Here is a 25,543-nt window from a genome sequence, read left to right as displayed (position 1 = left end):
CACCTTATTGATCAAAGAGCATCTTTCGAAATCTTGTAGATTGACCCGCAGTGCTGAAATAGTTAAGCTTTCTCAGGGGAATAAGAGATTTAGGAGGGGAATATGAGCGGTAAAACCGTAACACGCGCCGACCTTTGCGAGAGCGTTTATCAAAAAGTAGGTTTATCGCGGGCAGAATCTGCCGAATTAGTTGAATCATTTTTGAATGAAGTTTCTGATTGCCTTGTAGGGGGCGAATCCGTGAAACTATCCTCGTTCGGATCTTTTATTGTGCGTTCGAAGAATGAGCGAATTGGTCGAAACCCAAAGACAGGCGAGGAAGTGCCAATTTTACCTCGACGTGTTTTGGTTTTTAAACCAAGCAATGTGATGAAAGATAAAATCAACAAAGGTTAGACGGTTTCTCAAGCCGTCTTTAAGGACGGTATGTCGTGACGAAATCACCTGACGCCTTCAAAACGATTAGCGAAGTTGCAGAAGAGCTTAAGCTCCCTCAGCATGTGTTGAGGTTTTGGGAAACGCGTTTTTCTCAAATAAAGCCAATGAAGCGGGGCGGCGGTAGACGCTACTATCGCCCTGATGACCTCAGTTTATTGCGGGGTATTCGCCATCTTCTTTATAGCGAAGGTTATACAATCAAAGGCGTTCAACGCATTTTGAAGGAGCAAGGTGCCCGTCACGTTGCAACTCAGTGGTTGGATGCTGGAGACGGTCAAGCGGAAGTGCCATCTGACGTTGTGACGCCACAAGCGCCTGCTCAACCTGCGTCAGCTGCGCCGATCCCTGTTCCGCCGACAGCTGTTATGCAACCGATAGAACAAGTTGCTGAGCCCGTAGCCGCGCCGACAGCACCAGCTCCTATGACCGCTCCTGTGCCAGAGCCGATCCCAGAACCTGCGCCAGAGCCTACACTAGAACCTGCCCCAGCACCTGCCGCAGCACCTATAATGTCTCCATCCCCTGCGGTTGTTTCAGCTCAAGCTGCCCCAGCCGCGCCGGTTGTTGCACCACCAGCACCAGCCCAACCGGTGGCGCCAACAGAGGCTGTTTCACAGCCAGTGGCTCAACCACAGGCCGCAACACCACAAATGCAGCCTACAGAGCCACAAAAACAAGCTGTTATGCCACCATTTGCGATTACGCACGGCGCACCTGCCCATCTGGTTGAGGCTATAACGCCGACATCCTCACTGGTTGAATCTGTAGCCTATGAGGACGGGGCAAGCAGCCGAAGTGCTGATGCCGTGCCCGCTGATATTTTGGTCGATGACACAAAAGGTAGCAGTATCGCAAAGTCCATTGGCATGGGATTGCTTGGTAAGATCACTGGCTCTGATGATGGGGATAGCAAGAAGCAAGGCCAATCAATTTTGCCAAAAGGTGATATCGAACGCCTGCAAGCGACCTTGGTTGATCTGTTGGAATGCAAGCGTCTTTTGGATCAAATTAGATAGACGTCACCTTACCTCAGTTGGGGGGTGATTTGTCTTGTCGCATTGTTTCAATGGTGTTGACCAATGTGACAAGCACGAAGCTTATGATCATAAGCAGGAACCAAGAGCCCATTTTTGCAAGTGAGACAACATTCCAGCCGTCGCGCTGTTCGGGGTAGGTCCATGCTGCAGCAAAAGTGCCGAGGTTTTCTGCAACCCAGATAAAGAATGAGACCAACACGAAACCAAGCAAAAGTGGCATCGTGCGATAGGTCTTATGCGGTTTGAAGTAGATCCAAGTTCGCGAATACAGCAAGATTGTTAGCGCGAATAAACCCCACCTTATGTCCCATGTGAAATGGTGGGTGAAAAAGTTGAGATAGATCAACAAGGAGAGCAGGGCGGTTTGCCACATGGGTGGGTAGCCGATGTAGCGAAAATCGAAAATGCGCCAAACCCTTGCGATGTAACTGCCAACAGCCCCATACATGAAACCCGTAAACAGTGGAACGCCACCGACGCGAAGGATGTTTTCTTCTGGATAGCTCCACGATCCGACATGGGTTTTAAATATCTCCATCACGGTGCCGACAAGATGAAAAATCAGTATCACCTTGATTTCATTGGGATGTTCTAATTTGAAAATGACCATCACAACTTGAATGGCGATTGCCCAGATCACGAGGAAATCGTATCGCGCAAGAATGAAGTCGTCTGGCCAAAGCCATTTGGTTGCAAGAATTGCGACCAACATAAGGCCCGCAAAAATACAGGCATAGGCTTGTTTTATGCCGAAATACCAAAGATCAATAATGGCTGAGACGAGGAAATTCTTGATGGCGATTGCCTCCGAATTTAACCCAACTATTGATTGGGAATGGTCGGAGTGGCGGGACTCGAACCCACGACCTCTCGTCCCCCAGACGAACGCGCTACCAGGCTGCGCCACACTCCGATGGCGCGACTATAATCGCATTGTGAATTGAGAAGCAACGCGTTACAGCAAGGAATTAGCGGTATTTTTAAGAGGCTTGTCTACGTCGCTGATTTTGGTGGTGTTGCCAAATACGTTCCGCTGCGATCATGCCCCACGTTAGGCCATAAACGAGATAGAGGTGGCGCCAGCGATCTGTATCCACAACCATGCCAACCAATGCATGGCCTGCAATAACGATAACACAGACTTGGAGATACCCTTGCCATGGTCGTTGCTTCAAGATGTTCTTGAAGCCTGCATAAAGGGTGGTGCCAACAAGGCTTAAATAGGCGAGGCCACCAAGCCAACCATAAACGAGGAATGCTTTGATATAGACGTTGTGCGTGTCTTCGCCAAATGTTTCGCGCGATTTACCAAAGCCATAACCAAGCGGTTTTTCCATAATCCATTCAAGACCATAGGTGTAGCGGGCAAAACGGCCAAAACGTGCACCATCGTAACTTTGCACAAGTCTGGCGCGCTCAGAAAAGAGACTGGAAACAGCCTCAAAGCTGAGGGCGAACACCAGCATGCCGACGAGCAAGATGACCATGAACACAGACATAATGGTAATCTTGGTGCGTAATCTGCGGCTGTTTGAAGAGATAAAGACAACGGCAACCATCATAAACATACCAACAGCGGTAAGCCCCCATGCTGCGCGCGAGAAGGCTAGGAAGACCGCCGCGAGCAGGATCATCAGGCCAAGGATGTTCAAGAGATTGCGATTAAGAGGTTGTACCAAAATTTGACGCAACAAGAAGATAATCGGAAGCGCGAGGAAAGGGCCAAACACGTTCGGGTCTTCGAACGGACCTGCCGCACGCCCACCAAAAAGGAAGGCCTCAGAATTTGGCAAAATATGGAAGTAAGCCAAAATACCAATCAAGGCACCGATAATCGCGGCAATGATATAGGCATTAAAGACGATACGAAGCCGCTCGCCGGGTTTTTCTGCGATGAGGGCTGCGTAAAAAATCGATGTGGTTGCCAAAAAGGTTGTCACCACAATGTAGAAAAAGGATCCGCCTACATCCGCCTTTTGTGTTGCTGCAATCATGCCGCCGCACACAAAACAAAGCATCATTAAGGTGAGGGGGAGGAAGCCGCGTTTGATTGTTAGACCAAAAGCAAACCACACAACCAGCATCGGTACGATCAGCAGCTCATAGGGCGCTGGCTCAAAAAACACGAAGCCAATCAAAAACACAACAAAGCCAAGCATAAAGTTGCCAATTGCTGTGGTCGATAGCGTCACACGGCCAGTTTGTCGGCTTATTGGGCTATATGTTTCTGTGACGAAACTCAAAATCTGATCCAATCAATACAAATGATCAAAAATGGGCTGCTTAGTAAGCGTTTTTCGTGTCCATCAAGCGGAAAGGGGTCTTGATCACAATGTAAAGATCAAAGGCCAGTGACCAGTTCTCGATGTAATAAAGGTCATGATCTGTGCGCTTTTTGATTTTCTCAACATTGTCGATCTCACCACGCCAGCCATTAATTTGTGCCCAGCCTGTTACACCTGGTTTGACACGGTGGCGGGCAAAGTATCCATCCACTACCTCATTCCAAGGCTGATCTTGCAAATGAGCATGAACGGCGTGTGGGCGAGGGCCGACCAACGATAGTTCGCCTTTTAGAACGTTCCAAAGCTGTGGCAATTCATCAATTGATGTTTTGCGAATGAAGGCACCCACTTTTGTGACGCGGGGATCACCTTTGGTTACGACCACTTTGGCAGTTGGATCGCATTTGTCCGTATACATGGAACGGAACTTCCAAACGTCAATTTCTTCATTGTTGAAGCCGTGGCGTTTTTGACGGAAGAAAACAGGGCCTTTGCTGTCCATCTTGATCATGATCGCTGTCACAACCATCAATGGTGCCAGAGCAATGATCATCAAAGCGGAAACCACAATGTCGAAAATCCGTTTTCTAACAAACCGCCATCCTGAGATTGGGCGTTCTGACAATTTCACAAACGGCATCGCGCCGATATAAGAATAAGCACGCTGTTTGAACGCCATTTTATTGGTATGGGCAGACAAACGAATATCTAGCGGCAAAATCCATAGCTTTTTCAGCATTTCGCGTACACGACCGCCAGCTGTTAGCGGCAATGATACAATCAACATATCAAGGCGGGCTGAGCGAGCAAATTCTACCAACTCAGGCACAGTGCCAAGCTTTGGATAGCCTGCAACGGTATCAGGGGAGCGGTCATCTGTGCGGTCATCAAAGATGCCACAGATACGAATATCGTTATTTTGTTCACGCTCTAAGCCAAGAATGACTTGTTCTGCTTCTGCACCACCGCCAACGATGATCGCACGGCGCTCCAACAGACCCGCTTCTGTCCAACTTTTTACGACTAAACTAACAAGAGAACGGAAAATGAAGACGAGGGCGAAGCCTGTGACGAACCAGGGTGTAACCCAGCGCGTATCAAATAGGTTGAGCTCTGGTAGCATTTGTGATGACAAAATAACGGCGCTGAAACAAACCATCCATGCCGCTACGATGCGCATCAATTGCTGCGGCAAATCTCGGATGACACGTAATGTGTCAAGATGGAGAGCGTGTACAAGGAGGGAGAATAAAACAGTCACACCAAAAAGCACGGCCATTGGCAGACCGAGGCTGGTGAATGAGCCTTCGTTTACGAATGCAATGGATAGGGCTCCTGATACCATGACCAAGACCATTTCGAATATTACGACGAAACCGCTGACTACGGCAGGTGACATTGTTTTTTGCGCAAGAAGACTTGCAACGTCATCACGCCCCATTTCAGATGGGGTTTTGAAGAGCTCATCAGGTCTTGCTGGTGTAAGGCCGCCATCGTTGTCCATGCCTATAACATCGGCATTTGTATCGTTGTCGTCATTAAGAATGTTATCAAACTTTTCCATATTTTCCCCACACCAGTGAAATCCCATTACTTCTGGTATGGGAGGAAGATAACTGAAAAGCATAAAAAAACGCTTCGAGGAAAGAGTGAGATTTGAGGGTTTTGTTTTACTAACTGCTAACGATAAAGGCTCGCCATGATTACCATGACGAGCCTAGCATGAGTGGCGGGTACTCCAGACCTTTGGCCCGCGTTCGTGAGCAGTGCGTGAAGACGCTCCTGCGAATTAGTTTTTAAGCTTAGAAAAGCCGCTCCTTGACCGTGATAGTATCACCCGGGCGGATTGGCGTGTTTAGATCAACTTTGCCATGTTCAATAGAGCCGTTGATTTGTCGCGCAATTTGAACTTGTTTGCGGTTTGCTCGTGGTGAAAAACCACCTGCAATTGCGATTGCTGTTTGTGCTGTAAGGCCGTTTACATATTCAAATTGGCCTGCGTTGTTGACTTCGCCATGAATGAAGAAAGGGCGGAAAGTTGCAACTTCGATGGCAACATCTGGGGTGCGAACGTAGCCTTGACGCAATTTGGCGGCGACATCACCTGATAATTGTTGGGTTGTGCGACCACGCGCTGGAACAACGCCAATGAGTGGCATCGTAATGAAACCCGCTTGATCGACTGTATAGGTCGTTGAGAGGTTTGCTTGTTCAAACACAGTTACACGCAATTGATCTCCGCTATCAAGTTGATAGGGCGATGTAAGGGCTTTGTGAGAAGCCGACTGCGGAAGAGTGTTGCTCGCGCACCCAATAAGGACACTACAAACAAGGGTTAGGATAAGAGCAGGTACGAAACGCATTTTAATTCGCCAGAAATGATTACACGCTCCCTTTATCCGAAAACATAGTTAATTGAGCGTAAAGCCCGCAGTAATTTGGAAAATTTTATCGTTAACAAAATATAAATGAGAGTAACAAGGATGAATTACTTACCTGTGTTTTTATTGGTGGTGAGTTGTCTTGCTATGCTTGATTTTCAGGGCGGTTAACTAAACAGTTACCATAATTGTGATCTATAGAGTTAGATTAAACTTATAGATTCGAGCACCATGAGCGACTTCGCAACAAACCATCGTAATGACGATGAGATCGATTTAACTTCTTTATTTGGAGCGCTTTGGCGTCGCAAGTGGCGGGTAATTTTTTTCGCATTGTTGGGTTTAGGCCTTGCCGTGTTGTTTCTGTTTTTGGTCAAGCCGACTTATGAAAGTAATACTCAGCTTTTGATCGAAAAGCGTGAGACCGTTTTTACGCGTCCAAACGATGAGCGTAATATACCGCAAGCAAATGATTTCGATGCATTGTCATTGGCAAGTCAGGTAGAGGTTTTGCAATCGCGCGGCATTCTAAAGGCAGTTGCAGATAAACTTAAGCTCGGCACCAAGGCTGAATTTGATCCACTTCTGTCTGATCCAAATGGCGGCGGGGTGGTTTCAACCCTTATGAGCTTGCTGGGTTTTGCAACAGGTGGGGGCGCTTCTGAAACTCGTGAGGAACGAGTGCTGAAGTCTCTTTCTGAGCGCGTTACTGTTTATGGTGTGAATGATTCACGGGTTGTTTCTGTTGAAGTGGTGACACGTGAGCCAACGCTTTCTGCTGAAATTGCGAATGCGATCACCAACGAATATCTTCAGGTTCAACGCGACGACAGTCGGACAAATACTGAAGGGGCTTCTTTGTTTCTTGAAAAAGAGATTAGCCAACTAAGAGAGCGCGTTGCGATTTCTGAACGTAAGGTTGAAGACTTCCGTTCGAGTGCTGATCTTATTGCAGTTGATGACGATTCTACTTTGACAAAACAACAGCTTAGCGAAACTTTGACATTGTTGAGCGATGTTAATGCTGAGCGCACAGAAGCAGAAGCAAAGGCAGACCAAATTTTGCGTCTCCTCAATTCTGGTGCCGCACTTGATAGCTCATCTGATGTGCAAGATTCACCACTAATCCAGCGTCTGCGTGAACAACAAGTGTCACTGCGTGCTCGCATTGTTGACTTGCAAACCAGCCTATTGGCAAGCCACCCACAAGTGAAGGCGGCACAATCGCAATTGGCTGACTTAGACCGAGAAATCGCTCGCCAAGCGCGGCTTATTGCACGCGCTTTGGAAGGCGATGCTAAGGTTGCAAAAGTTCGCCAGCAAGAGCTGGAACGTGAAATTACGCGCTTAAAAACAGCAACATCTCGTGCAAATGAGCAAGAAATTAAATTGCGCGCTTTGGAGCGTGAAGCCAATGCACAACGTGAATTGTTGGAGACTTATCTAACTCGTTTCCGCGAGTCGACTGCACGCCAAAATTCAGAACTTCTTCCGGTCAACGCACGGGTTATTTCAGCTGCGAGCGTTCCGTTTAATGTGCATTTCCCAAAACCAGTTCCAACGCTGGCTGTTGCAACATTTGCTGGTGCATTCTTAGCAAGCCTCTTTATCCTTGCAGGAGAACTGCTGACGGGGCGGGCCATGGTGACGGTGAACGGCCAAGTGGATCCAAGCTTTAATGATTTGGCCGCAGAAGAATTCGTTGCAAAAACCAATGAAGAATCCTTATCCCACGAAGTGCCAGAGCAGGCAGATGAACGTGGAGATGTTGAACTTACTGGTATTATGGCAGAGGCAAAGCGCAAAAATGAGACGCTAAATGAGCGAGTAGTTGAGCCTGAGACCTCATTTGAAGATGAGACTTCACTGAGCGAAGATCAATCGGTTGAGGCGGACGGTCACGATGACATGTTGGATTACGTGGCACAAAAACAATCAACGCAATTGCGCCAAAAAGTCAGACGTCGCCCGAAAAGCGCGGGACGCCAAGTAAAGTCAACCAGTGACCTTTATTCGGTCGCCCAAGCCATCGACGCGATTGACAAATATCAACTCGAAAACATTGTGGTTTTGCCTGTTTTCCAAAACCGTAGCTGTGCCGATTTTGCGCTGCAACTCGCCCGCTCAATCAGTGCATCTGGCCATGGTGTTGCTTTTGTCGATACAGGTGATGCGGGCCTCACAGGCGATGCTTCGCTTGCTGGTATCTCGGATGTAATTAATGAGGACGTTAATCTGGATGAAGCGGTGTTCGCTGATCCGATGTCTGATGTTGATTTGATTATGAGCGGCACATCAGAACTCTTCATTGACGATTGGGAAGAAGGGCACGTGCAAGAAGTCGTGCAGGAATTGTCAGAAAACTATGATGTTACGGTATTGCACGATCCTATGGGTGTGACAGTTCCTTATTTTGATGAACTGGTTGAGCATGCGGATATGATTGTCTTTGCAACCAATGCACCGTTGACCCGCAAACAGGTTGCGGCAATGCTTCGCGAAAACATTGATACGGTTCCAGCGCACTCGATGTTTGTCGCCATAGGCTCCGACAGTGGAGCGGTTGCTGCATAGAATTGTTCGATAGGTTTAAAGTTATAGAAGGCTCAGTATTACTTACTGGGCCTTCTTTTTTGAGCCAAGCAATGTCGTTCTGCATTTTTTGACAAAAGACCACACGGCATCATTGTCTTTAATCTGCTGCTTTGCATGACGGCCTAGACGAACAGCGGCGCAATAAAGGCGTCCTTTGGTGGACACTGGAAGAATGATATCAACCAAGTCGTGTTGTTCATCACACCATGATTTTTTGTACCGTTCGCCACCAACACCAAAGTCAAAACGCCGCAAACCATTCAGGCAGCATTCTTCGATCTGCTTATGAAAGATGAACGAACCTGGCGAGATGGATTTGTACTTTTCGTCCATACTCATTGAGGTGAAATAACCGAAGCTTTGACCTTTGAATATGCCGTGGGCGAGGAGGCCAAGAAACTTACCGTCTGCTTTCAAAGCGCTATAATTGAGGAGTTGGCCTTCGTCATTTTGGGTTTTTTTGTTGAGGATCCCAAAGAAGGCTTTAGTAGGCTCATTATCAAACGGGTTGGCGATGCCACGTTGCGCGAACCATTCCTGCTTTTGTTCAACAAACAGTTGATAAATTTCAGCGCCTTCTTTCGCATTTCGAGCGGTGATAAATTCATAACCACCAAGCGCTTCGAGACCTCGTTCTTGCGCGCGCAAAATTTTGCGTTTTCGTTTTGAATTGCCGTAAGCAAGCACTGCGTCAAAATCACCACCCATTGAGACAGAACCACCATTTTCCGTGGAGGGGCTATGGTTGAACGCTTCAGTCAATGGGTTATCAAAGCCATCCCATTTCAGTGGTATGCGTGTTAGATCAAACACGTCAATAGAGTGCGTTTTGAGCGTTGCAATTTGTTCCAGTAACTTAGGAAGGATCGCGCTGATTTCAGTCAAATGATTTGGATCAAAGAGCGCAAACTTATAGTTCGCGTGATCACCACCCATGAAACAGGCCGTAAGCAACCCAGATTTTTCGACTAATGTGAGGGGAAGTAGAAAGACAATTTTGCCATCAATTGAGGCGGTAATCAGCAACGGCTCTGCATTGTCGGCTGCACCAATTGTATCTTGCCAAGCCTTTTGCCAAGCATAAGTTTGATAGATCGTAGCAGGTGTTTTTTCTTCCAACTCTTGCCATTGAAGCATCACAGCTTCAAACGAAGAATATACTGAAATATTGAAGGCTGCGATTTCAAAATCGACGTGGCTCTCATTGTTATTTGGAGTATTCTCTTTAAAAGCCGCCATTTTGCGCCTGTTCATGCCGATCCGGTAAAGGTTTAGTCACGTTCTGCGGCTACCATGTCATCTTCTTATTAAGATTTTGAATACTGGGTGTCTTTTGTCAGCTCTTTCAACCTCATTCATGCGGTTTGGTTTAAACGCAATTGGCCGCTCTGGTCTTGCTAATGTCGTTAAACCCGTATTTGGCGGCCTTGGTGCTGTTTTGATGCTGCACCATGTGGGGAATCGTGCGCCCAGCTATTTTGGCGGCAATGACCACCTTTCCATCAAGCCTGAGTTTTTGACACAAATGCTTGATGAGTTTCGCCAAGAATGTATCGATATTGTCTCGTTAGATGAAGCCATTTGGCGCATGAAGACTGATAAGCAAACAGCGCCGTTTGTTGCCCTAACTTTTGATGATGGGTATCGTGATAATATCGAGACCGCTTATCCAATCCTTCAATCGTTTCGTGTGCCTTTCACCATTTTTGTGTGTTCCGGCTTTGTTGATCGTAAGGTTCCTATTTGGTGGTTGAGCCTTGAGACGATCATTCAATCGAATAATGAGATTGAACTCTATATTGATGGCGCTACCCACCAGCTACAATGCGTTGGTAAAAATGAAAAAGGCACCAGTTACGTAAAAGCCGTTGAACTGCTGAAGAACGCGCCTTTTGACGTTGCTGAAAATTGCCTGACACGCCTTTATGATGATTATCAGCACGATCCGCTCGCTCTTGTAGATCAAGAAATGTCGACGTGGGAAATGCTAAGTGATCTATCAAGTGACCCGCTTGTGACGATTGCAGCTCATACTGTTTCCCATCCATTCCTTCCTAAATTGAGCCGTGAAAAAGCCAGTCAGGAGATGATGGATAGTCGCAGCAGGATCAAAGAAATGACCGGATGCGACACGGAATTCTTCGCCTATCCTTATGGTTTTGAGGGTGCAGCTGGACCGAGAGAGGTTCGGCTTGCTGAGGAAATTGGTTTCAAGGCTGCTTTTACCACCCGCAAAGGGACATTATCAGCAGAGCATACTAATCACATGTGCGCCTTGCCGCGTGTTTCTATCAATGGACACTATCAAAATATGGGTGCAATGCGCGCTTTGTTGAGCGGCTTTCCATTCTACATTGCGAACCGATTTAACCGCGTCAAAACGCTCTAGTTGAAATCCAGCCTATTGGTTCGGGTGCTTAGGCGTAATCGCCCGTTCTCCGCGCCAACCTAGCCAGATGATAAATCCGGCAGGGATTACCCAAAACAGACCCGCAAACGCATAATAGACGAATTGAAAGAAGCCTGATGTCTCTGGCAAAAGGCGCACGGCAAAAACCATAGCACCTAGTGAATAGATCACGATGAAGGCGACCAAGAAGATGGTGGCGATGATCTTACGAGCGCGTTTCATGGTTTTTCCTCAGCGATTGTTGTGCCGTATCTAACGTGCGGCTTACGCTTTGTGAAGGGCATGGGTATCAATTTCACCCAAAGTGAGCGGACAAGCAATCGCATTTGAGTTTTTCTTATGCGCATGCGGTTGTAAAGAACTCTATAGAGCGCTATTTCGCTTATAAGAATAGTCAGTATAGGACTTTGTGATGACCTTAGCAGGCGATGCACCAAAAATGGCAATATCGACTGAAACCAATACGCCTGCAGGGCGGTTGGCGATGATCCGTGCGTGGCTTTACACAGTCCTTGGTTTGATTTTTGCCATGGTGGTGGTTGGTGGCGCAACGCGGCTGACAGATTCAGGTCTTTCGATTACAGAATGGAAACCGATCCTTGGGGCCATTCCGCCGTTGAATGATGCTGATTGGCAAATTGCTTTTGATAAGTATCGCCTGATCCCTGAATATCTAGAAATCAACAAAGGCATGAGCCTTGCTGAGTTTCAATTTATCTTCTGGTGGGAGTGGGGACATCGCTTTTTGGGGCGCTTTATTGGTTTGGTCTTCTTCGTTCCTGCTGTCATCTTCTGGATGCTCGGATGGCTCCCTGGCCAGTTGAAACCACGCATCGCCATTTTGTTTGTCTTAGGTGGACTTCAAGGAGCTGTCGGATGGTGGATGGTTGCAAGCGGGTTGGTTGACCGTGTTGATGTGAGCCAATATCGCCTTGCCACGCACCTGAGCCTTGCTTGTTTTCTTTTCGCTGGCGTTCATTGGGTAGCCCTCGGTTTAAAACCACGTGCTGCTGCGGGAAGTCTTGCTTTGAGCCGCGCAGGTTGGGCGTTGCTTGTTTTGGTTTTCATCCAAATTTTCGCGGGCGCTTTGGTGGCTGGTATGGATGCAGGGCTTGCTTATAACACATGGCCATTGATGGATGGTGGGCTTGTGCCAGACGGACTTGCCGTGATGGAGCCGTTTTGGCTTAATTCATTTGAAAATGCCAAAGCGGTTCAATTCAATCACCGTTTCATCGCTTATGGCCTTTGGGTGTTGGCGCTTATTCACGCCTTGTGGATTACGGGCAAGGCAGCATCCAGCCGCGTGAAAGTTTCTGCGTGGTTAGTGTTTGCAGCGGTCACAGGGCAGGCGTTGATTGGCATTGCGACTTTGTTGCTTGCTGTGCCGCTAGATGTTGCGCTGATGCACCAAGCTGGCGTGTTGTTCGTGCTGATGGCTTTGGTCTGGCACCTCAGACAAGTTGAAGGTTCTTACGACTTCATTTGATGGGAGGGCTTTCAGTCTTCTTTCGCGCTGGCGTTAGTTCTACAATGCCCGCGATGATAATGAGAGCGGCCCCAATCCAGTGAATGAACTGCAACTGCTCGTCTTCAAGCAGCAAGCTTGTTGAGATAACGGCGACTAAGACTTCAGACATCATCAGCAGACCAACCCGCCCAGGGAACAGATATTGGCTTGCCCAAAAGATGCTGAGGATTGAGGGCAGGAACAAGACTAGCGCTGCAATGATCATCACCGGCGTTTGCACCCAAAAATCACCAAAGTCAGGTACCACCAAAATACCAACCATGAGTGAGATCGGGAAGATCACAACTGCTGCCACGAGAAACTGGAAAAACGTGCTCGCGACAAAGGGCACGTCGTTATAGCGGTTGAGCATTGCCCCGCCAATTGCCCATGAAACACCTGATAAAAAAGCGAGGAAGTCGCCAATATTGAAGGCTCTGATGTGGTCGCCTGACAAAAGTAAAATCAAGCCAACAAGCCCAATGCCAATAGCCGTCCAACGGCGAAAGGTTGAGGGTTCTTTCAGCCAATAAATGCCGATGAGCGTTGCCCAAATTGGCGTCATATAAAAGAACAATGTCGCTCTGATAATTGAGGTATGGATGATCCCTAAATAATAAAGGGTAATCCCAGTTCCAGTGGCGACCCCGATGAGAAACGCTTTGCCAAGATGGGCGCGATATTGGCGGAACCAGAAGATCAAAAACGGCAACAGCACCAAAGCGGCTACCAGATTGACGAAGCCAATAGACCATTCACCTGGGACACCTTGTTGATCCAAATAACGAAGCGGCCACCATACAGCACCCCAAAGCGCTGCAGGCAATACGACAGCGAGAGATGCTGTGGTTGGAGTTGGTGCTTGGCGTGTCACAGATCGCGCCTAGAGACCGTTTATGGATTTAACTTCAAGGTATTCCATCAAACCCCAATCAGAGCCCTCACGACCATTGCCTGATTGTTTGTAGCCACCAAAGGGTGTGTTCACGCTGCCATAGCCGCCGTTTAGATTGACGGTGCCAGAGCGAAGGCGTTTTGCAACACGCAGCGCACGTTCAGGGTCTCGGGTCTGTACATAGTTGCCAAGGCCGTATGGCGTGTCGTTGGCAATTTGGATTGCTTCTTCTTCTGTATCAAACGGCATGATGGCAAGCACGGGGCCGAAGATTTCTTCGTTCGCAATTGTCATGTCTGGTGTGATGTCGGCAAACACGGTTGGTTTGACGAAGTAGCCTTTTTCAAGCCCGTCCGGTTTTCCCGTGCCGCCAGTTAAAAGGCGGCCTTTATCATCTATGCCTGCTTGGATCAGACCTTGGATTTTGTTCCAGTGAACATCACTAACCACGGGGCCGATATGATCGCCGCTCTCATGGCCAGACGCTACCTTTTGAGCTTTTGCCGCTGCTTCTGCTTTTTCTAGCGCTTTGTCGTAGATTGAGCGTTCAACCAGCATTCTGGTTGGAGCGTCACAAGATTGGCCCGCATTGTCGAAACAGCCTGCGATGCCTTGCGATACGGCGTCATCATCTGCGTCTGCAAAAATGATGTTAGCGCCCTTACCACCAAGTTCCAGCGATACACGTTTGATTGTATCTGCTGCAACCTTAGAAATCGCGATACCTGCACGGGTGGAACCAGTGAAAGATACCATGTCGACATCTGGGTGCTGTGATAGGCGAGAGCCAACGCCTGCGCCGTCGCCGTTCACCAAATTAAACACGCCTTTTGGAAAGCCTGCTTCATGAATGAGTTCTGCCACGATGAGCGAGGAGAGGGGCGCAATCTCAGATGGTTTTAAAACGAGTGTAGCGCCAACAATGAGGGCTGGCGCAATCTTCAAGACCACTTGGTTCATCGGCCAGTTCCAAGGTGTGATCATTGCGACAACACCAATCGGTTCGTGTGTTATCAAGCAATCGTCGCGGCGTTCTTCAAAGGTGAATTTGTTGGCCGCTTCAATGGTCGCGCGAATATGGTCCGCACCAGCAGCAAATTGCACATCGCGAGAATAATCACGCGGCGCACCCATTTCTGAGGTCATCGCTTTCACGATGTCATCTTTTCGAGCGTTAAATAGAGCTTCGAATTTTTCAAGCAGCGCAATTCGTTCGCTCAAAGGTGTTTGGGCCCATGCAGGAAAAGCCGCTTTTGCCGCAGCAACCGCGCGGTCTGCATCATCAGCACTACCAAGCGAAATGATGCCGCATTGTTCTTCTGTCGATGGATCAATAACAGGAAAATCTTGAGGTGTTGCAGGGGCTACCCACTGACCATTGATATAGAATTGCTTGCTGTCCATTGCTTGGTGTTCCCGACGCATAATTATGATGCGCCGACTGTGCAATATTTTTACGCAATTGTAACGAGCAAAAACGACCCTATGAATTTTCTAAACGTCATTGTTGACGCGCTAGGCGGTTGCCACAATATCGCGCATTACTTCCAAGAAGCGGGTTACTTCTGCTTCTGAATTGTAGTGACACATTGAAACACGCACACAGCCTGACAAGCCGAGCGGATCCAGCACATTGCCAGAATAATGATCTGCCTTGCGGGTGTGGGTGCGGATGCCTGCTTGGTTGAGTTTTTCAACCACATCAGGGGCTTCCATGCCGTCAACATTAAGAGCCACCAAACCTTCACGCATAGGGTTTTCGAGGCCACCGATGATAGAAACTTTCTCCATGTCAGCAAGCCCCTTCATGTTGCCAGCGCCAAAGAGCATGGCATCTGTGAGGGCTTTTTCTTGATCATGGATTGCTTTTGATGCCGCAACAAGACGCGCGCGGGGGTCTGTGCTGTCGCTTACTTTGCTACCAAGCCAATCAAAATAAGAAACCACATCACTAAAAGTCGCATAAGCACCAGTATCTCGAGTGCCAAGTTCCCAGTTGTTTTCTGGTGAGCCGATCAAACGTTCATGGTGAGCAGAGCCGAGCTTGTCAGAGACCCACGCAAGCCCATAGCCGTGGCGTGAGAAGCATTTGTACGGTGAGATGACATAGGCATCGATATTGTAGGCATCCACATCAAGACCGCCGTGAGCGGCGTGCTGTATGCCATCAACGATGATGAAACAATCTGGGCTTACCGCGCGGATGGCTTTGGAGACGCTTTCAACATCCACACCCATGCCTGTAACGGGTGACGTGTGCACAATGGTTGCAACGCGGGTATCAGGTGTAACGACGGCTGCATAAGCTTCCGCGTCCACAGAACCCGTGTCGTTGTTGTGCTCAACGGGCAGGTAATTGAGACCTGTCTCGGCTGCCCAATGGCGAGCAGCACTTCGGGAGGCGGGGTGTTCTAATGTGGTGCCAATCACATTGCCATCTTTGGCGCTTGCAACGATTGCAGAGCGGATAACGCGAAACAGCAGCTCGGTGCCGCTTTCACCAACAAAGACTTGGCCTTCTTTGGCGTTCAAAAACAGCATGGTGTCTGCTTTTGATTTCGCGATGATCTCCATCAGCTTTTCAGCAGCACCATTGGCGCGGCCTTGATTGTCAGGGATCGCGGCAAACATGGCGGAGGTTTCAACAGCGCTATTAAGCGTCAAAGCGCCACCAGCATTTTCAAAGAAGATACGCTCGCCTTCAAACGGGCAGCTATCTACATGAGCAAAACGATCGCGAACTTCTTGCATTAGGTCTGGAGAAAACATGAAGTGCTCCGTTGGTTGGTTTGAACGTATAAAGCCCGACTATGGGAAGAGTGGTAACTGCTCAAGGCCCAAGGTTTCCTCAAGGCCGAAGGCGATGTTGAAATTTTGAAGCGCTTGGCCTGCTGACCCTTTGACCAAATTATCAAGGGTTGAGATGATGATTACACGGTCTTCAATGCGGTCTTTAAACACGTTGATGACGCAATGATTGGAGCCACGCACCATTTGAGTTTGTGGCAGAACGCCTTCATCAGCGACGTGAACGAATGGTTCGTCTTTGTAGGCATTGATGAGTGCTGCACGCACATCGTCAACAGTTTTACCATCGCCAAGTCGTGCATAGATTGTGCATAGTTCGCCACGGCTCATTGGGATGAGGTGAGGGGTGAAGTTGACGGTGACATCTGCGCCACTTGCTTTGCTTACTTCTTGCTCAATCTCAGGGGCGTGGCGGTGACCTGCAACGCCGTATGGCGTGAGACCTTCACCAGCCTCTGAAAGCAGCATAGCTTGCTTCGCGCCACGGCCTGCACCTGTGGTGCCAGATTTGGCATCAATGATGAGATCATGCGGTGAGACAGCACCTGCTGCTGCAACAGGGATAAGCGCCATCAATGTCGCAGTTGGATAACAACCTGGGCAAGCCACAATGCGGGCGTTCTTGATGTCGTCGCGGTAATGCTCAGAAAGACCATAGACAGCATCACCCTGTAGATGAGGCGCACGGTGCTCTAGTCCGTACCACTTGGCATAGGTAGCCGTATCGCGCAGGCGAAAATCTGCGGACATATCGATGATTTTGATGGCGTCATTCGCTTCGTAGATGGCTTTGGTCACATCTTGGGTTGTGCCGTGAGGCAGGCCGCAGAAAACCGCGTCCATGTCATCCCAATTGACCTGTTCCCATGTCACAAGATCTGGCAAGTCAAGCATGTGAAAATGTGGGAATACTGCTGACATCTTTTTGCCAGCGTGACTGTTGGCCGTTAGCGCGGTGATTTCGATATTGGGATGGCGGGCAGCCAAGCGCACGAGGTCGGAACCTGTATATCCAGATGCGCCGAGCACGCCGATACGAAGCTTTTTATCTGCCATGATATTTCCTGTCGTCTTAGTGAATTTGTTGATGGGAGATCAACTTGTGTCTCTCTTACGCCTCGCGTTTGCGTTGTGCAAGAAGGCCGAGGAAGCATTGTGCGATGGTGGCACCTGCAAGCGAGGTGACATCAGCATGATCGTAAGGTGGGGAGACCTCCACAACATCACCACCAACAAACGGAATATTCTTCAAGTGGCACATAATGTCGATGGCCTTCGCACTGGTGAGACCACCACAAACAGGCGTTCCTGTTCCAGGGGCAAAAGCGGGGTCGAGGCAATCAATATCGAAGGTGAGGTAGGCGCTTTTGCCTGCGACGCGGTCATAAATGCGCTTTGCAATTTCTACGTCGCTGAGCTTATGCATTTCCTGCGCGTCGATAATTTCGATGCCATAGGTGTCACTCGCATGGGTGCGGATGCCGATTTGGATCGAGTGATCCACGTCAATTAGTCCGTGCTTCACGGCGCGGGTTATCATGGTGCCGTGGTCGATGCGGTCTTCTTCATCATCCCATGTGTCTTGGTGGGCATCAAACTGAACGAGGGCGACGGGGCCGTGTTTTTCAGCATGTGCTTTCAACAAAGGGTAGGTGACGAAATGATCGCCACCAATTGAATAAAGGAACGTGCCGCTATCAACGACCTTCTTTGCTGTTTGATAAATCGTGTCAGGCACTTCTTGGCCGCGACCATAATCAAACAGACAATCGCCATAATCGATGACGGCGAGGTCTTCGAAGATGTCAAAGCCGAAGGGGTAATGCGGTGCCTCACATAAAATGACAGAAGCGCGCCGCACGCCTTGCGGTCCAAAGCGGGTGCCGGGGCGGTTTGAGGTGGCGGTATCAAGCGGGATGCCGAGAACGGCCACATCCGCTTTGCTCAAATCTCGTGAATATTGCCGACGCATAAAGGATAAAGCGCCTGCAAAGGTTGGTTCACTTGCTGCACCATAAGGGGTGTCACTGGTGAATGCGAAATCATTGGCGAATTTGTCTTTTTCATATGTCATTGAGAAGAACCCAGCTTTTTGATTGCTTAGTTCTAACGCTCAATTGGCCTCAAGCAAAGAAGGATCTTCAGGCTCTTGCGAATTTGTTTTAGGGCGACGCAGCAAAATCAACGCATTGAGCAGTTGCAAGGTGCCTTGGATCATCACGGCATAGACAGCGCCGATTGCACCCATTGATGGAATGAAGGCGAAGGCAGCGGCTGTTGTTCCAATGACGGTTATAACGTTGACGATGAGATGAAAACGATAAGCTTGAAGAGCAGGCGGGACAAACCCGATGATCGAGCCGATATACATTGGCAAGGAAGCAAGGCTCATTGCGAAGACCAATTCACCTTGGCCTGCAATGGCACGACCATAAATCAGGGTGATTAAAAGATCGCCGGCAAAATAGGCGACACTGATAAAACCCAAAGCCACAAAAGCAGCCGCACCAATCGCAATGCCGATCTCTTTGAAGTAAGATCCCATCTCGCCATTGGCGAAATAGCGCGAAAGGCGCGGGGTGATAGCAGCACCGACAGAATTGACAGCAAGCGCACCAACTAGCAGCAGATGACTAATGGCGGCGAAGATGCCGAGTGTTGCAGTGTCTTCATATTGATCCAGAATGATGCGCGGGATCGAGAAGGTTAGATAGATAACGGCAGCAGACAATGCCATTGGCAGGGCGAACCGCACTAAGTCTACTCTTGTTGCATCGCCAACCTTTGGTTCCGCGTCACGCAAAAACCGCTTATCAATCAAGATGTAGCAAACCCACCATGTAAGCGAGAAAGCGCCAAGCGCGTAATCGAGGCGCTCATAGGTGTAAAGGACGAGAGCGAGGACGAAAGAGGAGAGCGCTGCCCGCATGATCATAGAAAGCGCGATGGCGCGCATATCGCCGCGTTTATGGGGGACTGCGTAATTAATGTCGCTCAACGTTTCAGCAAATTTCCAGCTCGCCGCGATTAAAATCACAATGAGGGCGAGTTCGCGGTAACCAAGGCCGAAGCCGATGGCTGCAATGGCAAACACGCCGATCGGCAATGTAACCCAACGCACAGCATCATAATCTGCAATGCTCCAACGATTGTTTTGTTCTGTGGCGTAGACCAAGCGGAACATCAGTGATGCAACAGCCATGATCGGATTTGCGATGGCCAGACCGAGCGTATAAAGACCAACGGCTTCTGGCCCAGAAAGCCGAGCTAGGATGATCATATTCATCCATTGCAAGCCGTAATATCCAACTTGCCCCGTTAAGCTCCAGCTTGCTTGTGAAAACAGGCCGTTCTTACTCATGATGCTCTGATCTTAAATTTGTGAAGCAGTGTTTTAGCGTTACTTGGCGCATTGTTGGGCGCGATATAGGCAAGGGATGAGCGTATGATGCCGAGCCAACTTAACGGATTAAATAGGGAGAAATGGCGCAGTTGAACGCTCAATCTGGACGAAACCTGTTTACGGCGTTTTGAGACCGACATTGAATTTTCGCGTACGTTATATTTGAGCACGATAGACGGCAGATTTGCGGCCTTTACGCCAGATGTTAGAACCCGCGTAATCATATCATAATCAAGCGCGTAACAGCCCTCACGGTAAAACCCAACTTTGTTGAATACTTCAGCACGATACGTGACGGTTGAATGCACAAAGGCTGAATTCAACCAATTTTGCCGATGTATCGCATCATTTTCACTTGGATGGTTGGTTTGCCATAGTAGCTCGCCGGTATCATGATCTGTAAAATCAGCGCCACCGCCGACAATCATCAGTTCTGGGTCGGCGTTAAAGGCGGCCAATGTCTCTGGGAAACGGTTGTCATAGGTGACGTCATCAGAATCGTTGATGGCGATAAAAGTCGCACCATTTTCCAACGCTTTTTTGATGCCACGATTCAACCCAAATACCGGCCCCATGTTCTTTTCATTCTTGAGATAATGGAACCAAGGCTCGTTGCCATACCGCTCCAGCACATCGCTAGGTGGTTTGGTGGAACAATCGTCGATTAAATAAAGATCAAAAGCTGCTTCTGTTTTCGCAATTGCATCCACAACTTCGCCGATGGTCTCGACTTCATTGTAATAGGTTGTGATGACGGCGAGGGTCATGGTTATGCTCAGGTTGCAGTGCTCTCTGTCTACACCTTACCATTTAGATGTTAAGCAACGCTTTCTAAGTGAGATGGGCCTTGGATTAAGTCAAAACCAAATGTTTGCGGGATTTATTCCTGCGCAAAATAAAAAAGCACGGGCAAAACCCGTGCTTTTATTGTTTTTAGTATTCTCAATATTGAAGCCAACGCTTTGTAAGCTTGCCCTAGAAACGCGATTAGCGTTTTGAGAACTGGCCCCAGAAACGCGATTAGCGTTTTGAGAACTGGAATGAACGACGGGCTTTTGCGCGACCGTATTTCTTCCGTTCAACAACACGACTGTCGCGTGTTAGGAAGCCACCTTTTTTGAGTGGTGAGCGAAGCTCAGGCTCAAAGCGGGTGAGGGCCAATGAAAGACCGTGACGAACCGCACCAGCTTGGCCAGAAAGACCGCCGCCAGATACAGTTGCGATGATATCGTACTGTGTTTTACGATCAACAAGCTCAAGCGGCTGGTTGATGATCAACTGCAATACTGGACGCGCGAAATACTTGTCCATGTCTTTGCCGTTTACAGTGATTTTGCCAGCACCTGGTTTTACCCAAACACGAGCAATCGCATCTTTACGCTTACCAGTTGCGTATGAACGACCGTGTGCGTCTAGCTTTTGAACGTAGACAGGGGCTGCTTGCTGCTCGTCATCCATTGCTGGAGCGGCATTAACTGCTTCGCCGAGGTCTTCGAGGGATTTGATTTCTTCAGCCATAATTATGCGACCCTCTTGTTCTTGCGGTTCATTGAGCCGACATCGAGTGTTTCTGGGTTTTGTGCTTCATGCGGGTGCTCTGTACCTGCATAAACACGAAGATTACGAAGCTGCTGACGTGTCAAAGGTCCGCCCGGCATCATGCGCTGAACAGCTTTTTGAACAACACGCTCTGGGAACTTGCCTTCGAGGATCGCGCGTGGTGTGCGCTCTTTAATCCCGCCAGGGAAGCCTGTGTGCCAGTAGTATCTTTTGTCTTCGAACTTCTTACCAGTGAAGACTACTTTGTCAGCGTTGATTACGATGACATTGTCGCCCATATCCACATGCGGTGTGAATGTAGGCAGGTGCTTGCCGCGAAGACGGGTTGCGATTACTGCTGCTAAACGACCAACTACGAGGCCCTTTGCATCAATCACAATCCATTTCTTTTCGACCTCAGCAGGTTTTTGAGAAAAGGTAGACATGGAAATTTCCATTTATTGTTCTGGTTGTTTTCAAACGCAAAAAGCAACAAAACATCACTCTTCGCCGTTGAGGGATGGAATAAGACGAGTTTAGTGTTTGGTCAAGCGGAAAATAATTGAAAAGCTGTGTTAAAACAATGGGTTACAAAATAGGTATTATGTTACCTCATTAAATTCATGCTTATTTCTGTATCGAATAGGTTAAGTTCTTGTCAAAACGCTTTTCGTAGTTGTCGGTTGCGAGTGCTTTGGTGGCTTCTCCGAATATGTCAGTTTTTGTTTTTTGTCATGATTTTAAGCATACAAATATATTCCCCCCATTTCTTGCAAAGTTAATGCATTGAATTCATTGACAAAATAATATTTTTACAATCCATTATAGATGTTTAATAGACAGACATTGAAATTCTCGGCTGATTCTGATATAAAAGAGCTAGGCTTAGCCTACGAGATCGCCTGTGCGGTCGCCAAAACCTCTACGGAAACGTATGAGGTTTTTGTGTTTTAAGGTTTAACGTTTACATTCTCAAAACAACTGTACTTGCTTGCAAGTGTCAGTTGGTCTTCCTCACTTAAATAGCACTCTATTAATTTTCCATCTTCCTTGAGTCGTCGATAAGGTTTGTTCCCTTTGTGATATCCGCCCATGCATATAGGCCATAGGTACAAGTCAGCCATCTGAGCTAAGGGGGACGTTTTTTTCTTTGCCTTAAAGTCGTACAGCGTATTCTGAAAATCCGTTTTTGTTAGGGGCGCGTATTTATCTGACTCGGCCTTTGCGAACGGCATTCCTTTTGTTTTCAGTGCATCATAATAGCTTTTGATCATTTGATCTTCAGATTTATTGCATCTTTCAGGATAAATTCTCAGCTTTCTATTACGGGATATTGATAGTTTTGTTGCTCTTTCTGCTACAACATTAAATGCTGTTTTGCAGAGCAACCATGGCTCGTTCTTATAAGTGTCTAAATATCTTTCATTGTATCCTGGTCTATCTATGACACACGCTAATCCGGTGACGGGAGCATCTCTCATCATACAATATAGTTCTTCATAAAAGCGTTCTTTTTTTGAGTCAGTTAGGTCTCGCAGCCAGAAAAAATTTTCATTCTGAGATCTAATTTCTGAAGAATGTAAAGGTTGAGTAATGTCCCAATTTTGGCAGAAATTTGCATGTAATTCTCTTGCTTTTATCTCATCCTCTTCATCTATGAGAACGCCTCCGAACGCAAACCAGTCATACCCATGCTCTGGCGTCGTCCCTCGGTCATTTGTTGGATGCCTTGTTCCAGAATCATCGATATAAAAATTTACTATTTTGCTCATTTCACCATCCTAGACGTAATATGAGGTGCTTGCCAATAATTCCCTCAAGCACAAGGTTCGCACGCTCCACATCACCACACCCTAACTTCGCGCGATTGCCATAAGGGTAATCATATTCCACCCCTACTTCGGAATTGAATAGGTCAACGTCGCATGGGCAAGGGGTGTTTTGTCCTTGTCTTCTGCGCCATAGACCAAGGCATCGCAGACGAAGAGAGATTTTCCGAGCTTCAAGGGGCGGCAATCGCATAATAGGTCTGAGGCTGCGGGTGGTTTGCGTAGGAAGTTGATGTTGAGATTGGTGGTTACAGCCAGTGCTTGGCGGCCAATCATGCTGAGGACGGACACATAGGCCGCGCAATCAACCAGCGTCATCATGGAGGGGCCAGACACAGTGCCACCGGGGCGTAAGTGATGGTCTTGAACCATAAGGCGCACTGTTACGTCGCCGAAGCCTAGCGTTTCGATTTCCATGTCGCGTGGGTTGTCGAACACTTGCGGAAATTCTACCCGCAGATATTCGGTCAATTCTTCCCTGTTGATTTTTGGTTCGTTGGTCAAACTATCCGCCTAAGTTCGTGCCTTGCCTATTCTCATCACCATAAGCCACTCTTTCTTTGAGACAAATATAAAATGGCGCAAAACACTTTTGCTGAATCGGCAACGAGATGTGCTGATTGGTGTTTGGTTAGGCGGCTTTGCGGCCTCGGTTGTCATTGACTGGTATTTGTACCCAGCTTGCATAGACCGCGTTTTCTTTGCGCATATCCTCGTAAAGCCAAACCATGCGGTCGCAAAACCAGACCTTTGCCAATATTGTAAGCACAGTGCCAATCACGGTTGGCCAGATGGCTAAAGCATAAAGGCCGTAAGCCATAATGGCGATGCCTGGAAATATGAGAACGCTGGTGATCCATGCCATTTTTGCGTGATGGGCAGGGATGGGCACGTGGAGGCGGTTTAACCAGACCCGCTCGCCGAGTGTGACCTTTGATCCCCAATTGTTGAGGTCTTGTGGTGGAGAGAAGACGCGAGGGTTCATCCATGTCCACAAAAGCGCGAGGGCGAGAGGGGCGAGTGCCCACCAATCCAGCCACTGTCGGCTCCATATGGCCATAACGATTAGAGGTAGACAGCTGAAGCGTGTCCAAACAGACCAAGGGCTGGCATGGCGTTTCCATATGGTCTCATCCATTTTCATGGTCTTGACCATCGCTTTTTCAAAAGCATTTTTACCAGCTGCGCTCATTGTGCCATGTGCAATTGTTGAATGATTGTACCGTTGAATCATCTTATCATGTCCGCAATTTGACGCAAATTATCGCGTATTCAACTATGGATTGCTTGATTGCCCATTTATATTGGCTTACTCACCATACTAGTATGGATTTAAGTGAGCTGGTATGACTACAGTTATTTACGAAAAAGACGGGCGGATAGGGCGTATTACGCTCAATCGGCCTGAGGTGATGAATGCGATAGACGGTAATATGGCAGGTGATCTTGCTGAGGCCGTTGCAAAAGCAGATGCAGACCGAGATGTGCATGTGATTGTGCTGTCTGGAAACGGTAAGGCGTTTTGTTCTGGCTACGATCTGCATTATTACGCAGAAAGCGATGAACTACATCCATACAGCCAAGACATGCCATGGGATCCAATGAAGGATTTCCAGCTTATGTGGGCGAATACGCAGGGCTTTATGTCGCTGTTTCGCGCGATGAAGCCTGTGCTTTGTAAAGTGCACGGGTTTGCGGTTGCTGGTGGCTCAGATATCGCGCTTTGTTCTGATCTTGTGATCATGGCTGATGAAGCGCAAATTGGTTATATGCCGTCGCGAGTTTGGGGTTGTCCAACAACGGCAATGTGGGTGCATCGGCTTGGGCCAGAGCAGGCCAAACGGATGATGTTTACTGGCGATAAAATCTCCGGCAAAGAAGCCGCAGAGATTGGCCTGGTCTTGAGATCTGTTCCTCACGCAAAACTCGATGCAGAGGTGGAAGCATTAGCGAACCGAATGGCGAGTGTGCCGATCAACCAATTGGCTATGCATAAGATGGTGATCAATTCCGCTGTTGAAGCAGAGATCATGCAAACACAACGACTTGCCACCACTTTCGATGGTCTTTCTCGTTACTCGCCTGAAGGCATGAACTTCAAGCAGCGATCAGAAGCTGTTGGTTGGAAGCAAGCGGTGAAAGAACGCGATGCAGGCACCTTTGATTGGACTAATAATCGCCCATTCGACTAGCGTTTCCGCTCTTTTTATCTGGTTGAAAAAGAGAGGTTTTTCATCGATACTAATGGCGTTATGTATAAGCCATATTCTTTTCGCGACGATGTCAGCGTTCCCTCATTTGATGATAGCGCACCGATAGCTGTGATGGATGCTGAATGCGCGGTGTGTAGTTGGGGCGCGCAGATGATTCATCGGCTGGATCACAGCGGTACAGTGCGCATTTGCCCGATCCA

At 48.2% G+C, this 25,543-nt stretch carries 23 protein-coding genes, 1 tRNA gene and 2 pseudogenes; 6 read left to right on the top strand and 20 right to left on the bottom strand.

What is annotated here, in order from left to right:
• Window positions 1-102 precede the first annotated feature (102 nt).
• Window positions 103-396, top strand: a complete 294-nt coding sequence (locus ABJO30_14020) for an integration host factor subunit alpha (protein ID MEP3233936.1) — start codon at window positions 103-105, stop codon at window positions 394-396.
• 35 nt (window positions 397-431) lie between these two features.
• Window positions 432-671 (top strand): annotated as a pseudogene (locus ABJO30_14015) (MerR family transcriptional regulator).
• A 796-nt stretch (window positions 672-1,467) separates the two neighbouring features.
• Here ABJO30_14015 and ABJO30_14010 read toward each other — a convergent pair.
• From ABJO30_14010 to ABJO30_13990, 5 genes are all read right to left on the bottom strand, one after another.
• Window positions 1,468-2,244: a DUF817 domain-containing protein gene (locus ABJO30_14010; GenBank protein MEP3233935.1), complete on the bottom strand. Its 777-nt coding sequence runs from the start codon at window positions 2,242-2,244 to the stop codon at window positions 1,468-1,470.
• Window positions 2,245-2,311: 67 nt separating this feature from the next.
• Window positions 2,312-2,388, bottom strand: a tRNA-Pro gene (locus tag ABJO30_14005).
• Between the two features lie 67 nt (window positions 2,389-2,455).
• Window positions 2,456-3,718, bottom strand: a complete 1,263-nt coding sequence (locus ABJO30_14000) for an O-antigen ligase family protein (GenBank protein ID MEP3233934.1) — start codon at window positions 3,716-3,718, stop codon at window positions 2,456-2,458.
• A 40-nt stretch (window positions 3,719-3,758) separates the two neighbouring features.
• Window positions 3,759-5,324, bottom strand: coding sequence for an undecaprenyl-phosphate glucose phosphotransferase (locus ABJO30_13995; GenBank protein ID MEP3233933.1), 1,566 nt, complete (start codon window positions 5,322-5,324; stop codon window positions 3,759-3,761).
• 238 nt (window positions 5,325-5,562) lie between these two features.
• A complete protein-coding gene (locus ABJO30_13990; GenBank protein MEP3233932.1) occupies window positions 5,563-6,123 on the bottom strand; it encodes a polysaccharide biosynthesis/export family protein in 561 nt (186 codons plus the stop codon).
• 249 nt (window positions 6,124-6,372) lie between these two features.
• On the opposite strand from ABJO30_13990, the gene ABJO30_13985 reads away from it, so the two are divergent.
• A complete protein-coding gene (locus ABJO30_13985) occupies window positions 6,373-8,715 on the top strand; it encodes an exopolysaccharide transport family protein (protein ID MEP3233931.1) in 2,343 nt (780 codons plus the stop codon).
• Between the two features lie 42 nt (window positions 8,716-8,757).
• Here the strand turns inward: ABJO30_13985 and ABJO30_13980 are convergent, their stop codons facing one another.
• On the bottom strand, window positions 8,758-9,975 hold the full coding sequence (locus ABJO30_13980) for a GNAT family N-acetyltransferase (protein ID MEP3233930.1): 1,218 nt from the start codon (window positions 9,973-9,975) through the stop codon (window positions 8,758-8,760).
• Between the two features lie 94 nt (window positions 9,976-10,069).
• Here ABJO30_13980 and ABJO30_13975 point away from each other — a divergent pair, with 94 nt between their 5' ends.
• Window positions 10,070-11,125 (top strand): polysaccharide deacetylase family protein, encoded by a 1,056-nt coding sequence (locus ABJO30_13975; GenBank protein MEP3233929.1) that lies wholly within the window; start codon window positions 10,070-10,072, stop codon window positions 11,123-11,125.
• Window positions 11,126-11,137: 12 nt separating this feature from the next.
• Here ABJO30_13975 and ABJO30_13970 read toward each other — a convergent pair whose 3' ends face one another.
• Complete coding sequence (locus ABJO30_13970; protein MEP3233928.1) at window positions 11,138-11,368, bottom strand: DUF2842 domain-containing protein; 231 nt, start codon at window positions 11,366-11,368, stop codon at window positions 11,138-11,140.
• Window positions 11,369-11,558: 190 nt separating this feature from the next.
• Between ABJO30_13970 and ABJO30_13965 the strand changes: the two genes are divergently transcribed.
• Window positions 11,559-12,635, top strand: coding sequence for a COX15/CtaA family protein (locus ABJO30_13965; protein MEP3233927.1), 1,077 nt, complete (start codon window positions 11,559-11,561; stop codon window positions 12,633-12,635).
• Here the strand turns inward: ABJO30_13965 and ABJO30_13960 are convergent.
• The 13 genes and pseudogenes from ABJO30_13960 to ABJO30_13900 all read right to left on the bottom strand — a co-directional run bounded on the left by ABJO30_13960 (window position 12,628) and on the right by ABJO30_13900 (window position 24,364).
• Window positions 12,628-13,530 (bottom strand): DMT family transporter, encoded by a 903-nt coding sequence (locus tag ABJO30_13960; GenBank protein ID MEP3233926.1) that lies wholly within the window; start codon window positions 13,528-13,530, stop codon window positions 12,628-12,630. The genes ABJO30_13965 and ABJO30_13960 overlap by 8 nt on opposite strands.
• Before the next feature lie 9 nt (window positions 13,531-13,539).
• Entirely contained in the window at window positions 13,540-14,955 is a 1,416-nt protein-coding gene (locus tag ABJO30_13955; protein MEP3233925.1) for an aldehyde dehydrogenase family protein, read from the bottom strand.
• Between the two features lie 111 nt (window positions 14,956-15,066).
• Window positions 15,067-16,320, bottom strand: a complete 1,254-nt coding sequence (locus tag ABJO30_13950; GenBank protein MEP3233924.1) for an aminotransferase class V-fold PLP-dependent enzyme — start codon at window positions 16,318-16,320, stop codon at window positions 15,067-15,069.
• 39 nt (window positions 16,321-16,359) lie between these two features.
• Window positions 16,360-17,415: an N-acetyl-gamma-glutamyl-phosphate reductase gene (gene argC / locus ABJO30_13945; GenBank protein ID MEP3233923.1), complete on the bottom strand. Its 1,056-nt coding sequence runs from the start codon at window positions 17,413-17,415 to the stop codon at window positions 16,360-16,362.
• A 55-nt stretch (window positions 17,416-17,470) separates the two neighbouring features.
• On the bottom strand, window positions 17,471-18,433 hold the full coding sequence (gene speB / locus ABJO30_13940) for an agmatinase (protein ID MEP3233922.1): 963 nt from the start codon (window positions 18,431-18,433) through the stop codon (window positions 17,471-17,473).
• A gap of 39 nt (window positions 18,434-18,472) precedes the next feature.
• Window positions 18,473-19,720, bottom strand: a complete 1,248-nt coding sequence (locus tag ABJO30_13935) for an oligosaccharide flippase family protein (protein ID MEP3233921.1) — start codon at window positions 19,718-19,720, stop codon at window positions 18,473-18,475.
• Window positions 19,717-20,529: a glycosyltransferase gene (locus ABJO30_13930; GenBank protein MEP3233920.1), complete on the bottom strand. Its 813-nt coding sequence runs from the start codon at window positions 20,527-20,529 to the stop codon at window positions 19,717-19,719. The genes ABJO30_13935 and ABJO30_13930 overlap by 4 nt, the downstream gene beginning before the upstream one ends.
• 253 nt (window positions 20,530-20,782) lie before the next feature.
• On the bottom strand, window positions 20,783-21,280 hold the full coding sequence (gene rpsI, locus ABJO30_13925) for a 30S ribosomal protein S9 (GenBank protein MEP3233919.1): 498 nt from the start codon (window positions 21,278-21,280) through the stop codon (window positions 20,783-20,785).
• Window positions 21,281-21,282: 2 nt separating this feature from the next.
• Window positions 21,283-21,747, bottom strand: a complete 465-nt coding sequence (gene rplM, locus ABJO30_13920; protein MEP3233918.1) for a 50S ribosomal protein L13 — start codon at window positions 21,745-21,747, stop codon at window positions 21,283-21,285.
• 504 nt (window positions 21,748-22,251) lie between these two features.
• Complete coding sequence (locus tag ABJO30_13915; GenBank protein ID MEP3233917.1) at window positions 22,252-23,073, bottom strand: DUF3800 domain-containing protein; 822 nt, start codon at window positions 23,071-23,073, stop codon at window positions 22,252-22,254.
• 1 nt (window position 23,074) lies between these two features.
• Window positions 23,075-23,191: pseudogene (locus tag ABJO30_13910) on the bottom strand (IS1595 family transposase).
• A 5-nt stretch (window positions 23,192-23,196) separates the two neighbouring features.
• Window positions 23,197-23,634, bottom strand: a complete 438-nt coding sequence (locus ABJO30_13905) for a PaaI family thioesterase (protein ID MEP3233916.1) — start codon at window positions 23,632-23,634, stop codon at window positions 23,197-23,199.
• Window positions 23,635-23,761: 127 nt separating this feature from the next.
• Entirely contained in the window at window positions 23,762-24,364 is a 603-nt protein-coding gene (locus ABJO30_13900) for a DUF6653 family protein (GenBank protein ID MEP3233915.1), read from the bottom strand.
• Between the two features lie 112 nt (window positions 24,365-24,476).
• Between ABJO30_13900 and ABJO30_13895 the strand changes: the two genes are divergently transcribed.
• Complete coding sequence (locus ABJO30_13895) at window positions 24,477-25,322, top strand: crotonase/enoyl-CoA hydratase family protein (protein MEP3233914.1); 846 nt, start codon at window positions 24,477-24,479, stop codon at window positions 25,320-25,322.
• Window positions 25,323-25,543 lie beyond the last annotated feature (221 nt).

It is taken from the genome of Hyphomicrobiales bacterium, from assembly GCA_039973685.1.
Lineage (GTDB): Bacteria > Pseudomonadota > Alphaproteobacteria > Rhizobiales > JACESI01 > JACESI01.
This window is presented reverse-complemented; position numbering and strand designations above follow the sequence as displayed.